Origin of the sequence: Ectopseudomonas khazarica, assembly GCF_004521985.1 — a bacterium.
Taxonomy (GTDB): Bacteria; Pseudomonadota; Gammaproteobacteria; order Pseudomonadales; family Pseudomonadaceae; genus Aquipseudomonas; species Aquipseudomonas khazarica.
The window spans coordinates 186,422-199,519 of the sequence record NZ_SBHZ01000007.1 but is presented as its reverse complement, the minus strand read 5'-3'; the positions used below and the strand labels follow the sequence as shown (position 1 = coordinate 199,519).

The following is a 13,098-nucleotide window of genomic DNA, read 5'->3' as shown; positions in this document are numbered from 1 at the left end:
CGTACCCTGCGGCTTGCGTCGAGTTTCGATATACTCCCCGGCTTTCCCTCGCAAGCCTCCACAGGTGATTTCTTCGTGAGCCAGAACAAGCCTGCCGCACGCACCTTCCAGGACCTGATCCTGGCCCTGCAGAACTACTGGGCCGAACAGGGCTGCGTCGTGCTGCAACCCTATGACATGGAAGTCGGCGCCGGCACCTTCCACACCGCCACTTTCCTGCGCGCCGTCGGCCCGGAAACCTGGAACGCCGCCTACGTGCAGCCCTCGCGCCGCCCGACCGACGGCCGTTACGGGGAAAACCCCAACCGCCTGCAGCACTACTACCAGTTCCAGGTGGTCCTCAAGCCCAACCCGGAGAACTTCCAGGAGCTGTACCTGGGTTCTCTCAAGGCCATCGGCCTCGATCCGGAAGTCCACGACATCCGCTTCGTCGAGGACAACTGGGAGTCGCCGACCCTCGGCGCCTGGGGCCTGGGCTGGGAAATCTGGCTCAACGGCATGGAAGTCACCCAGTTCACCTACTTCCAGCAGGTCGGTGGCATCGAGTGCTACCCGGTGACCGGCGAGATCACCTATGGCCTGGAGCGCCTGGCCATGTACCTGCAGGGCGTCGACTCGGTCTATGACCTGATCTGGACCGACGGTCCGTTCGGCACCGTGACCTATGGCGACGTGTTCCACCAGAACGAAGTGGAGCAGTCGACCTACAACTTCGAGCACGCCAACGTCGAGAAACTGTTCGAACTGTTCGACTTCTACGAGAGCGAAGCCAACCGCCTGATCGAGCTGCAATTGCCGCTTCCGACCTACGAGATGGTGCTCAAGGCCTCGCACACCTTCAACCTGCTCGACGCCCGCCGCGCCATCTCGGTGACCGCGCGTCAGCAGTACATCCTGCGTGTACGCACCCTGGCTCGCGCCGTGGCGCAGAGCTACCTGCAGGCACGTGCCCGACTCGGCTTCCCCATGGCCACCCCGGAATTGCGTGACGAAGTACTGGCCAAGCTGGAGGCGCAAGCATGAGTGCACAAGATTTCCTGGTCGAGCTGGGCACCGAAGAGCTGCCACCGAAGGCCCTGAAAACCCTGGGCGACGCCTTCCTCGCCGGTATCGAGAAGGGCCTCAAGGCCGCTGGCCTGAACTACGCCAGCGCCCGTGCCTATGCCGCGCCGCGCCGCCTGGCGGTGCTGGTCGAGCAGCTCGAGGAGCAGCAGGCCGACCGCAGCATGAACCTCGACGGCCCGCCCATCCAGGCCGCCTTCGACGCCGACGGCAATCCCACCCAGGCTGCCCTGGGCTTCGCCCGCAAGTGCGGCGTGGACATTGCCGAGATCGACCGCAGTGGGCCGAAACTGCGTTTCGCCCAGCACATCCCTGGCCAGCCGGCCGTGAACCTGCTGCCGACCATCGTCGCCGACTCGCTCAACGACCTGCCGATTCCCAAGCGCATGCGCTGGGCCGCTCGCCGCGACGAATTCGTGCGCCCGACCCAGTGGCTGGTGATGCTCTTCGGCGACAGCGTGGTCGACTGCGAGATCCTCACCCAGAAGGCTGGCCGCGTGTCCCGTGGCCATCGCTTCCACGCCAACCGTGACGTGCGCATCAGCAGCCCGGCGAACTACGCCGAGGACCTGCGCAGCGCCTATGTGCTGGCCGACTTCGCCGAGCGCCGTACGCTGATCAGCCAGCGCGTCGACCAGCTGGCCGCCGCGGAGCAGGGCACGGCCATCGTGCCGCCGGCGCTGCTGGACGAAGTCACCGCCCTGGTCGAATGGCCGGTGCCGCTGGTCTGCTCCTTCGAGGAACGCTTCCTCGAGGTGCCGCAGGAGGCGCTGATCAGCACCATGCAGGACAACCAGAAGTACTTCTGCCTGCTGGACGCGAACGGCAAGCTGCTGCCGCGCTTCATCACCGTGGCCAACGTCGAGTCCAAGGACCCGGCGCAGATCGTTTCCGGCAACGAGAAGGTCGTGCGCCCGCGCCTGACCGACGCCGAGTTCTTCTTCAAGCAGGACAAGAAGCAGAAGCTCGAAGGCTTCAACCAGCGCCTGGCCAATGTGGTGTTCCAGGCCCAGCTCGGTTCGGTGTTCGACAAGGCCGAGCGCGTCTCGGCGCTGGCCGGCTTCATCGCCCGCGAAGTCGGTGGCGATGCCCAGCGTGCCGCCCGTGCCGGCCTGCTGAGCAAATGCGACCTGGCCACCGAGATGGTCGGCGAGTTCCCGGAAATGCAGGGCATCGCCGGCTACTACTACGCGCTCAACGACGGTGAGCCGGAAGACGTCGCCCTGGCCCTGAACGAGCAGTACATGCCGCGCGGTGCCGGTGCCGAGCTGCCGAGCACCCTGACCGGTGCCGCGGTGGCCGTGGCCGACAAGCTCGACACCCTGGTCGGCATCTTCGGCATCGGCATGCTGCCCACCGGCTCCAAGGACCCCTACGCCCTGCGCCGCGCTGCCCTCGGCGTGCTGCGCATCCTCATCGAGAAGGGTCTGGACCTGGACCTGGCTGCCGCCGTCGATTTCGCCGTCGCCCAGTACGCCGGCAAGGTCAAGCACGATGGCCTGGCGGCCCAGGTGCTGGAATTCATCTTCGACCGCCTGCGTGCGCGCTACGAAGACGAAGGCATCGACGTCGCCGTGTACCAGTCCGTGCGGGCGGTCAACCCGACCTCGCCGCTGGACTTCGACCAGCGCGTGCAGGCCGTGCAGGCCTTCCGCAAACTGCCACAGGCCGAGGCCCTGGCCGCCGCCAACAAGCGCGTGTCGAACCTGCTGAGCAAGGCCGAAGGTGGCGTCGCCGCCCAGGTCGAAGCGCACTACTTCGACAACCCCAGCGAGTTCGCCCTGCACGCGGCGATCCAGCAGGCCGACCAGGCCGTACAGCCGCTGGCCGCTGGCCGCCAGTACGACGAGGCCCTGGCCAAGCTGGCCAGCCTGCGCGAGCCGGTGGACGCCTTCTTCGAGGCGGTGCTGGTCAACGCCGAGGATGCACGCGTACGTGCCAACCGCTATGCCCTGCTGGCCCGTCTGCGTGGCCTGTTCCTCGGCGTCGCGGATATCTCCCTGCTCGGCTGACACACGGCAGCGGCAAGCTACAGGCAGCATGGCGGCAAGCAGGCCGTCGCTGACTTGTAGCTTGCGGCTCGGAGCTTGCTGCTATGAAGTTACTGATCCTCGACCGCGACGGTGTCATCAACGAAGACTCCGACGCCTATATCAAGAGCCTCGACGAGTGGCTGCCGATTCCCTCGTCGATTGCCGCCATCGCGCGCCTGTCGCGTGCCGGCTGGACGGTGGCCGTGGCCACCAACCAGTCCGGAATCGCCCGAGGCTACTACGACCTGGCGACCCTGGAGTCGATGCATGCGCGCCTGCGCGAGCTGGTGGCGGAGCAGGGCGGCGAAGTCGGTCTGATCGTCTACTGTCCACACGGGCCGGACGATGGCTGCGACTGCCGCAAGCCAAAGCCGGGTATGCTCAGGCAGATCGCTGCGCACTACGGCACGGAATTGGCAGGTATCTGGTTCGTCGGTGACAGCAGCGGTGACCTGCAGGCGGCGCTGACCGTCGACTGTCAACCTGTGCTGGTGAAGACCGGCAAGGGCGAACGAACCCTGGCCAAGGCATTGCCGCCAGGAACCCTGGTATTCGACGATCTGGCGGCTGTCGCCGATCGACTGCTCTCATAAGGTGCGAAGTTCAATGGCGATCGTGCAGGCCCTCAGAATCACGCTTTTCTACCTGCTCCTGTCGTCCAGCTCCTTCTTCTGGTGCCTGATCAGCCTGCTGGTCGCGCCCTTGCTGCCCTTCCGCCAGCGCTATCGCTTCGTGGTCCAGGCCTGGTGCAACTGCGCGGTCTGGCTGGCCAAGGTGATCGTCGGCATCCGCTACGAGGTGCGTGGCCTGGAGCACATCCCCGAGCGCCCGTGCGTGATCCTCGCCAATCACCAGAGCACCTGGGAAACCTTCTTCCTCTCCGGCTTCTTCGAGCCGCTGTCGCAAGTGGTCAAGCGCGAGCTGCTGCGCGTGCCGTTCTTCGGCTGGGGCATGGCCCTGCTCAAGCCCATCGCCATCGACCGCAGCAACCCCAAGGCGGCGCTCAAGCAGATGGCCAAGCAGGGCGACGAGCGCCTCAAGCAGGGCGCCTGGGTCCTGGTGTTCCCCGAAGGCACGCGCATTCAGCCAGGGCAGATCGGCAAGTTCTCTCGCGGCGGTGCGGCGCTCGCGGTCAACGCCGGTCTGCCGGTACTGCCCATCGCCCACAACGCTGGTGAGTTCTGGCCCAAGGAAGGCTGGGGCAAGCGCTCCGGCACCATCCAGGTGATCATCGGCGCGCCCATGCATGCCGAGGGCGAGGGCCCGCGTGCCATCGCCGAGCTCAACGAGCGTGCCTTCCAGTGGGTCTGCCAGCAACAGGCCGCGATGCGCGGTGAAGAACCGGTACTGAGCCGCCTGGGCGAATCGCTCTAGCTGTGGATAAGCTGTGCGTCAAATACCAGCAATGCGCCATCACAGGATTCAAGCACATGATTTTCCTGGAGATTGGGCAGCACTAGGAAAATCGGCCTGTAGGGTATAACTTGCCTGAATGCCAATGCATGCCTCACAAGGCTCGACGGGCGCACAGTCTCGCCCCTGCAGATGGCCGATGATCCGATCGGGAAAAGGAATTCGCTGCCATGCCATCGATCTACCAGCTCAAGCCTGCCTTCCAGAACCTGTTGCGCCCGGGCGTCGAACGCCTCCATGCGCGTGGCGTCACCGCCAACCAGGTGACCCTGGCGGCCGCGATCGTTTCCCTGCTGCTCGGTGCCCTGCTTGCGGCCTACAGCCAGCTGGCCTGGTTGTTCGCCCTGATCCCGCTGTGGATGCTGCTGCGCATGGCGCTGAATGCCGTCGACGGCATGCTGGCCCGTGAATTCGGCCAGCAATCGAAACTCGGCGCCTACCTCAACGAACTCTGCGACGTTATCGCCGACAGCGCCCTGTACCTGCCCTTCGCCCTGCTGCCGGGCGTCTCACCGCTGCTGGTGGTGGTCGTGGTCCTGCTGGCAGTGATCAGCGAATACGCCGGCGTGCTCGGCCCCATGGTCGGCGCGTCACGCCGCTACGACGGCCCGATGGGCAAGAGCGACCGCGCCTTCTGCTTCGGCGTGCTCGGTGCCGGCGTCGCCACCGGGCTGCTCTCGGCCTGGTGGATCAACGCCCTGCTGGCACTGGTCCTGGCCCTGCTGCTCTATACCCTCTACAACCGCGTTCGCCACGGGCTGGCCGAAACGGCCTGAGCCATCCTCGGAATAAGGAGATTCCATGCGCCCCATCCAACTGCACACCTTCACCACCCACGACGGCGTCGAACTGAGCTATCGCCACTGGCCCGCCACCGCCCCCGAAGAGGGCCCGCGACAGGCGGTCCTGCTGTTCCATCGCGGCCATGAACACGGCGGGCGCATGGCTCACCTGGTGGATGAGCTGGACCTGCCACACTGCGACTTCTTCGCCTGGGACGCCCGTGGCCACGGCCTTTCGCCCGGCGCGCGGGGCGACAGCCCGAGCTTCGCCACCAGCGTGCGTGACGTGCAGACCTTCGTCGAGCACATCGGCAGCCAGCACGGCATCGTCGAGCAGGACCTGGCCGTGGTCGCACAGAGCGTCGGGGCGGTGATCATCGCCACCTGGGCCCACGACTATGCCCCCAAGGTGCGCTGCCTGGTGCTCGCCTCGCCGGCCTTCAAGGTCAAGCTCTACGTGCCGTTCGCCCGCCCCGGCTTGAAGTTGCTGCATGCCTGGCGCGGCAATTTCTTCGTCAACAGCTACGTCAAGGCCAGGTTCCTGACCCACGACCCGGAGCGCATCGCCTCGTTCGACAACGATTCGCTGATCGCCCGCCCTATCTCGGTCACCATGCTCCTGGGCCTGTACGAGGCGGCCGATCGCATCGTCGCCGATGCCCAGGCGATTCAGGTGCCGACCCAGCTGCTGATCTCCGCTGCGGACTTCGTCGTGCACCGCAAGCCGCAGGAAGCCTTCTTCGAGCGCCTCGGCAGCGTACGCAAGGAGAAGCACCTGCTGCCCGGCTTCTTCCACGACACCCTCGGCGAGCGTGACCGGGCCCATGCACTGAGCCGCGCCCGCCGCTTCATCCTGCGCAACTTCGAGCAACCCATGGCACGGCCGTCGCTGCTCGACGCCGACCGCCTGGGCGTCACCTGCGCCGAAGCCGAGGAGCTGGCTGCGCCCTTGCCGCAGAACTCGCTGCGCGACCTGTACTGGCGCGCCACCCGCGCCGGCATGCGCCTCGGCAGCGGCCTGTCGGACGGGGTCAAGCTGGGTTTCGACACCGGCTTCGACTCCGGCAGCACGCTGGACTACGTCTACCGCAACCAGCCCAGCGGCAAGGGCGCGCTGGGCCGGCTGATCGACCGGAACTACCTGGACTCCATCGGCTGGCGTGGCATCCGCCAGCGCAAGCTGCATGCCGAGGAGCTGCTGCGCCTGGCCATGCTCAGGCTGCGTGAGGCAGGCAAGGCCGTGCGCATCGTCGACATCGCCGCCGGCCATGGCCGTTACATCCTCGAATCGCTGGAGGGCCAGGAACAGCGTCCGGACTCGATCCTCCTGCGCGACTACAGCGACATCAACGTTCGCGACGGCAATGCGCTGATCCAGCAGAAGGATCTCGGCGACATCGCCCGTTTCGTCAAGGGCGATGCCTTCGACCGCGAAGGCCTCGCGGCGCTCGATCCCAAACCGACCCTGGCGGTGGTCTCCGGCCTGTACGAACTGTTCGGCAGCAACCAGATGGTCGGCGACTCACTGGCGGGCCTAGCGGCAGCGGTCGAGGAGGGCGGCTACCTGGTCTACACGGGGCAACCCTGGCACCCGCAGCTGGAGCTGATCGCCCGCGCCCTGACCAGCCACCGTGACGGCCAGGCCTGGGTCATGCGCCGGCGCAGCCAGGCGGAGATGGACCAGCTGGTCGAGGCAGCAGGCTTCCGCAAGGTGGCCCAGCGTATCGATCAGTGGGGCATCTTCAGCGTGTCCCTGGCGCAACGGGTGAAGTGATGCAGAGCACCCGCGAGCAGGGATTGTGGAAGCGGGGCGTTCTCTGGCTGCTGTTGCTCGGCCCGCTGTTCTTCGCCAGCTACGGCTTCGCCAACTGGTTCACCGGCCAGCGTGACGATGTCGGCAACCTGGTCTTCGCCTGGGAGACGCAGGTGCCGCTCTGGCCCTGGACCATCGTGCCCTACTGGTCGATCGACCTGCTCTACGGCCTGTCGTTCCTGCTGCCCGCGTGCCGCCGTGAGATGGACCGCCATGCACTGCGCCTGCTCGCCGCGCAGGTGATCTGCGTGGCCTGCTTCCTCCTCTGGCCGCTGCGCTTCACCTTCGAGCGCCCCCCTCTGGAGGGCACGTTCGGCATGCTCTTCGACCTGTTGATGGGTTTCGACAAACCCTTCAACCAGGCGCCCTCCCTGCACATCACGCTGCTGGTGATCATCTGGGCGATGTTCGCCAACCACACCCGCGGCCCGTTCTGGCGCGGACTGCTGCACCTGTGGATGGGGCTGATCGGCCTGTCCGTGCTGACCACCTGGCAACACCACTTCATCGACGTGCCCACCGGGCTGCTCGCCGGCTTCTTCTGCCTCTGGCTGCTGCCGCTGCAGGGCAGCACGCCGTTGCAGCACATGCGCCTGGCCACTGATCCTCGTCACTGGCGCCTGGCACTGCGCTACAGCCTCGGCGCGCTGCTGTGCTCGGCACTGGCGGTCAACCTAGGCGGTGCCTGGCTGTGGCTGTTGTGGCCGAGCGTTTCCCTGGCCATGGTCGCACTCAACTACCTGCTGTTCGGCGCGGCCGGCTTCCAGAAACAGGCCAATGGGCGTCTCAGTCCGGCGTCTACGGCACTGCTCGGCCCTTACCTGCTCGCCGCCTGGATCAATTCGCGGCTATGGACGTACCGCCAGCCCGCGCCCAGCCTGGTGGTCGACGGTATTCACCTCGGCCGCCTGCCCGCGGCGGGCGATCTCGACGGCTACGCCGCGCTGGTCGACCTGTGCGCCGAACTGCCGGCAGCGCCGGGCACGCTGGCCTATTGCAGCCTGCCGACACTGGACCTGGTCGCACCGGATGCCGCGACATGCCGACACGCCGCCGAAGCCATCGAGCGCCTGCGCCATCAGGGCCCACTGCTGGTCTGTTGCGCCCTGGGCTACTCACGCAGCGCCACCGCCGTCGCGGCCTGGCTGCTGCACAGCGGGCGCTGCAGCGATGTGCACAGCGCGGTCGAGCTGATCCGCCAGGCCCGCCCACAGGTGGTGCTCGGCCCACAGCATCTGGCAGCGCTGCAGCGCCTGCTTGAGGCCCCACCACAGGTGGAGGTCGCCCATGCAGGCTGACCTGCAACTGGTCGCCGCGCTGCTGCGACGTGGACGCAGCCTCGATCACTTTTCCACTGCGCTGAGCCTGGTCGCTGTCGTGCTCGGGCTGTCGCCCCTGCTGGGTGCGCCGGGCAGCCTCGGCCTGGGGCTGTTCTGCGCGGCATTGCTGCTGGTCGGGCTCGCCGAGAAGTACTGGGCGCTGCGCGTCGCCCTGGACGCCGAACTGTTCCAGCAACTGGCGTGCGCCGGTGAGCAGCTGGACGCGCACACCCAGGCGCTGGATCAGGCGCTGCAGCGCCTCGGCCTGCAACCTGCCGAACAGGCCGGGCGCAGCTGGAGCCTGCGCTGCCAGGGTGCACTCGGCCTGCTGCGTAGGCAGGTACTGTGCTTGCTGTTCCAGGCCGTGCTCGTGCTGTCGGGCATCGTCTTCATTCACGCATTTCCCCCACCCGGTTAAGGAGTCGCCATGCTCGCTGCATTGACCGCTTTCGCCATCACCTCGGCGGCCCGCCTGCTCACGGGGGCCCGCGCCCTCTGGCTGGGCAGCACCGCCCAGCCCACCCAGCGTCTGTACTACGCCAACCACAGCAGCCACGGCGATTTCGTCCTGCTGTGGGCATCACTGCCGCCGGAGCTGCGCAAGACCACGCGCCCGGTAGCCGGTGCCGATTACTGGCAGAAGCCGGGCATGCGCAGCTTCCTGATCAATCGCGTGTTCAACGGCGTGCTGGTCGATCGCGAGCGCAAGGAAGAGGGCGCCAATCCGCTGCAGGCGATGCTCAATGCGCTGGACGGTGGCGATTCGCTGATCATCTTCCCCGAAGGCACGCGCAACCTCAGCGACGAGCCGCTGCTGCCGTTCAAGAGCGGGCTCTTCCACCTGGCTCAGCAACGCCCGCAGGTCGAGCTGGTGCCGGTATGGATCGCCAACCTCAACCGGGTGATGCCCAAGGGCCGTGCATTGCCTCTGCCTTTGCTGTGCACCCTGAGTTTCGGTGCAGCCGTGGAGCCCATCGAGGGGGAGGGCAAGGAAGCCTTCCTGGAACGCGCGCGCAACGCCCTGCTGGCACTGGCACCCGAGGAGGCCTGACATGGATCGCAATACCCTGCTGCTGTTCGCCGGTATCGGTGCCCTGCTGCTGCTGGCCAGCCTGGTCGGCTTCTTCCTGAAGAAGCGCAGTGGTGATCGCCCCAACCCGGTCATCGACAACCTCAACGCGCGAATCAACGCCTGGTGGGTGATGGTGCTGGTCATCGGCATCGCCTTCCTGTTCGGCAACAACGGCGTCGTCCTGCTGTTCTACTTCGTGTCCTTCTACGCCCTGCGCGAGTTCATGACGCTGACGCCCACCCGCCGCAGCGACTATCCCGCACTGGTCGCGGCCTTCTACTTCGCCCTGCCGATGCAGTACCTGCTGATCGCCCTGGGCTGGTACGGCCTGTTCGCCATCTTCATCCCGGTCTACCTGTTCCTGCTGCTGCCGATTCTCGCCTCGCTGGGCGGCGACACCACGCGCTACCTGGAACGTGCAGCCAAGGTGCAGTGGGGCCTGATGATCGCGGTGTACTGCATCTCCTCGGTGCCCGCCTTGCTGACCCTGGACATTCCCGGCTACGAAGGGCGCAACCTGCTGCTGATCGCCTGGCTGATCATCGTCGTGCAGCTCTCGGACGTCCTGCAGTACGTCTGCGGCAAGCTGTTCGGCAAGCACAAGATCGCGCCCAACCTGTCGCCCTCGAAAACCGTGGAAGGCTTCGTCGGCGGCGTGGCACTGGCCACGCTGATCGGCGCCTCGCTGTGCTGGATCACCCCGTTCGCCTTCTGGCAGGCGGCGCTCTTCGCCTTGCTGGTATGCATGCTCGGCTTCGCTGGCGGCCTGGTGATGTCGGCGATCAAGCGCGATCGCGGCGTGAAGGATTGGGGCCACATGATCGAAGGCCACGGCGGCATGCTCGATCGACTGGACTCGGTGTGCTTCGCCGCCCCGGTGTTCTTCCACATGGTGCGCTACTGGTGGGCCTGACGGCCCGCCTTTTCTGCAGGCAATAAAAAACCCGCCGAGGCGGGTTTTTCATGACCTTCCGACTTCCTGTCGTTTGCCATCCTGGCGCGGTCTGTCATCCGTGACCCGGGACATCCAGTTCCCAGTAGGTGTGTGTAGATTAGCCAAGACCCGCAGGCGAGGGGAGACGCCCATGGCGCTTCTCCTTGTAAGCCTTTTGCCATAGCGACAGCCATAAAAAACCCCGGCACACAGGCCGGGGTTTCTGTTTCCGATACCAGAGGTTGGTGATCAGAAGTCCAGGTTCGACACCGCCAGGGCGTTGGACTCGATGAAGTCGCGGCGCGGCTCCACGGCATCGCCCATCAGGGTGTTGAAGATCTGGTCGGCCGCGATGGCATCCTCGATGGTCACCTTGAGCATGCGCCGCACTTCCGGGTCCATGGTGGTTTCCCACAGCTGATCCGGGTTCATCTCGCCGAGACCTTTGTATCGCTGCACGCTGTGACGCTTGGTGCTTTCGGTCATCAGCCAGTCCAGGGCTTCCTTGAACGTGCTCACCGGCTTCTTGCGCTCGCCACGCTGCACGTAGGCACCGTCTTCCAGCAGACTGTTCAGCTGATCGCCCAGCGCCGTGACGCTCTTGTAGTCGTTGCTGGCGAAGAAGTCGCGGTTGAAGGTGGTGTAGCTGGACAGACCGTGTGCCTTGACCTCGACCTCAGGCAGCCAGACGTGGCGCTCACGGTCTTCACGCAGGCTGGCAGTGTAGGTCTGCCCGGACTTCTCCATCGACTTCAGACGCGCGCTGAAGCTGTCCAGCCAGGCCTGCATGCCGGCATGGTCGGCCAGCTGCTCGAGGCCGATGCGCGGCAGGTAGACGAGGTTCTCGGTGATGTCCTTGGGGTAGACGCGCGACAGGCGATCCAGGGTCTTCATCACGCCGCGATAGTCGCCGACCAGCTTCTCCAGCGCACCACCGGACAGACCCGGGGCATTCTCGTTGACGTGCAGGCTGGCGTCTTCCAGGGCCGACTGGGTCATGTACTCGTCCATGGCCTCGTCGTCCTTGATGTACTGCTCCTGCTTGCCGCGCTTGACCTTGTACAGCGGGGGCTGGGCGATGTAGACATAGCCACGCTCGATCAGCTCGGGCAGCTGACGGAAGAAGAAGGTCAGCAGCAGGGTGCGGATGTGCGAACCGTCGACGTCAGCATCGGTCATGATGATGATGTTGTGGTAACGCAGCTTGTCGATGTTGTACTCCTCACGCCCGATACCACAGCCCAGCGCGGTGATCAGGGTGCCGACTTCGGCGGAGGAGAGCATCTTGTCGAAGCGCGCCTTCTCGACGTTGAGGATCTTGCCCTTGAGCGGCAGGATCGCCTGGGTCTTGCGGTTACGGCCCTGCTTGGCAGAACCGCCCGCGGAGTCACCCTCCACGATGTAGAGTTCGGACAGCGCCGGGTCTTTCTCCTGGCAGTCCGCCAGTTTGCCGGGCAGGCCGGCGATATCCAGTGCACCCTTGCGGCGGGTCATCTCGCGCGCCTTGCGCGCCGCTTCACGGGCGCGGGCAGCGTCGATCATCTTGCCGACCACGGCCTTGGCTTCGTTCGGGTTTTCCAGCAGGAAGTCGGCGAAGTACTTGCCCATTTCCTGCTCGACCGCGGTCTTCACTTCGCTGGAGACCAGCTTGTCCTTGGTCTGCGAGCTGAATTTCGGGTCCGGAACCTTGACCGAGATGATCGCGGTCAGGCCTTCACGGGCATCGTCACCGGTGGTGCTGACCTTGAACTTCTTGGCCAGGCCTTCCTGCTCGATGTAGTTGTTCAGGTGACGGGTAAGGGCAGAGCGGAAGCCTGCCAGGTGGGTACCACCGTCACGCTGGGGAATGTTGTTGGTGAAGCAGAGGATGTTCTCGTTGAAGCTGTCGTTCCACTGCAGGGCGACTTCCACACCTACGCCATCTTCTTCGCGCTGGATGTTGAAGTGGAACACCTGGTTGACCACGGTCTTGTTGGTGTTGAGGAACTCGACGAAGGCCTTCAGGCCGCCTTCGTACTTGAACAGCTCTTCCTTGCCGGTGCGCTCGTCACGCAGCAGGATACCCACGCCGGAGTTGAGGAAAGACAGCTCGCGCAGACGCTTGGCCAGGATATCCCAGCTGAAGTGAATGTTGGCGAAGGTCTCTTCGGACGGTTTGAAGTGGATCTGCGTGCCCGTGCCATCGGTATCGCCGACAGCGGTCAGGGGCGCCTGAGGCACGCCATGCACATAGGTCTGCTCCCAGATCTTGCCGCTACGGCGAATGGTCAGCACCAGCTCCTTGGAGAGGGCATTGACCACCGAGACACCCACGCCGTGCAGACCACCGGAGACCTTGTAGCTGTTGTCGTCGAACTTACCGCCCGCGTGCAGCACGGTCATGATGACCTCTGCGGCGGAAACACCTTCCTCCTTGTGCGTGTCGACCGGGATGCCACGGCCGTTGTCACGCACGCTGATCGACTCATCAGGGTGGATGGTGATGGTGATTTCGCTGCAATAACCGGCCAGCGCCTCGTCGATCGAGTTGTCGACCACCTCGAACACCATGTGGTGCAGACCACTACCATCGTCCGTGTCACCGATGTACATCCCGGGACGTTTGCGTACGGCGTCCAGTCCTTTCAGCACCTTGATGCTGGAGGAGTCGTACGTTTGGTTCTCGCTCAT

The 13,098-nt window shown here is 65.3% G+C and carries 11 protein-coding genes; 10 read left to right on the top strand and 1 reads right to left on the bottom strand.

The genetic code is table 11. The annotated features are described in order from the left end of the window. Nucleotides 1-75 precede the first annotated feature (75 nt). From glyQ to EPK82_RS11320, 10 genes are all read left to right on the top strand, one after another. Nucleotides 76-1,023 carry a glycine--tRNA ligase subunit alpha gene (gene glyQ, locus EPK82_RS11365; protein ID WP_037052319.1) on the top strand — a complete coding sequence of 316 codons (948 nt, stop codon included), beginning with the start codon at nucleotides 76-78 and terminating at the stop codon, nucleotides 1,021-1,023. Next, the gene (gene glyS / locus EPK82_RS11360) at nucleotides 1,020-3,074 is read left to right on the top strand and encodes a glycine--tRNA ligase subunit beta (protein ID WP_037052321.1); all 2,055 of its coding nucleotides are present in this window, start codon (nucleotides 1,020-1,022) and stop codon (nucleotides 3,072-3,074) included. Before glyQ ends, glyS begins: the two co-directional genes overlap by 4 nt. Nucleotides 3,075-3,157: 83 nt before the next feature. After that, nucleotides 3,158-3,688, top strand: a complete 531-nt coding sequence (gene gmhB / locus EPK82_RS11355; protein WP_047592359.1) for a D-glycero-beta-D-manno-heptose 1,7-bisphosphate 7-phosphatase — start codon at nucleotides 3,158-3,160, stop codon at nucleotides 3,686-3,688. Nucleotides 3,689-3,701: 13 nt separating this feature from the next. After that, nucleotides 3,702-4,469 (top strand): lysophospholipid acyltransferase family protein, encoded by a 768-nt coding sequence (locus tag EPK82_RS11350; protein WP_134676629.1) that lies wholly within the window; start codon nucleotides 3,702-3,704, stop codon nucleotides 4,467-4,469. Nucleotides 4,470-4,678: 209 nt separating this feature from the next. Continuing rightward, nucleotides 4,679-5,284, top strand: coding sequence for a CDP-alcohol phosphatidyltransferase family protein (locus EPK82_RS11345; RefSeq protein WP_134676628.1), 606 nt, complete (start codon nucleotides 4,679-4,681; stop codon nucleotides 5,282-5,284). A gap of 25 nt (nucleotides 5,285-5,309) precedes the next feature. Continuing rightward, the gene (locus EPK82_RS11340) at nucleotides 5,310-7,064 is read left to right on the top strand and encodes a bifunctional alpha/beta hydrolase/class I SAM-dependent methyltransferase (RefSeq protein ID WP_134676627.1); all 1,755 of its coding nucleotides are present in this window, start codon (nucleotides 5,310-5,312) and stop codon (nucleotides 7,062-7,064) included. Then, nucleotides 7,064-8,401, top strand: coding sequence for a phosphatase PAP2/dual specificity phosphatase family protein (locus tag EPK82_RS11335; protein WP_208651123.1), 1,338 nt, complete (start codon nucleotides 7,064-7,066; stop codon nucleotides 8,399-8,401). Before EPK82_RS11340 ends, EPK82_RS11335 begins: the two co-directional genes overlap by 1 nt. Then, nucleotides 8,391-8,840, top strand: coding sequence for a hypothetical protein (locus tag EPK82_RS11330; protein ID WP_134676626.1), 450 nt, complete (start codon nucleotides 8,391-8,393; stop codon nucleotides 8,838-8,840). Before EPK82_RS11335 ends, EPK82_RS11330 begins: the two co-directional genes overlap by 11 nt. Before the next feature lie 9 nt (nucleotides 8,841-8,849). Further along, on the top strand, nucleotides 8,850-9,473 hold the full coding sequence (locus EPK82_RS11325; RefSeq protein WP_134676625.1) for a lysophospholipid acyltransferase family protein: 624 nt from the start codon (nucleotides 8,850-8,852) through the stop codon (nucleotides 9,471-9,473). Between the two features lies 1 nt (nucleotide 9,474). Next, nucleotides 9,475-10,407 carry a phosphatidate cytidylyltransferase gene (locus tag EPK82_RS11320; RefSeq protein ID WP_037052335.1) on the top strand — a complete coding sequence of 311 codons (933 nt, stop codon included), beginning with the start codon at nucleotides 9,475-9,477 and terminating at the stop codon, nucleotides 10,405-10,407. 270 nt (nucleotides 10,408-10,677) lie between these two features. Here the strand turns inward: EPK82_RS11320 and gyrB are convergent, their stop codons facing one another. Next, nucleotides 10,678-13,098 (bottom strand): DNA topoisomerase (ATP-hydrolyzing) subunit B, encoded by a 2,421-nt coding sequence (gene gyrB, locus EPK82_RS11315; RefSeq protein ID WP_037054798.1) that lies wholly within the window; start codon nucleotides 13,096-13,098, stop codon nucleotides 10,678-10,680.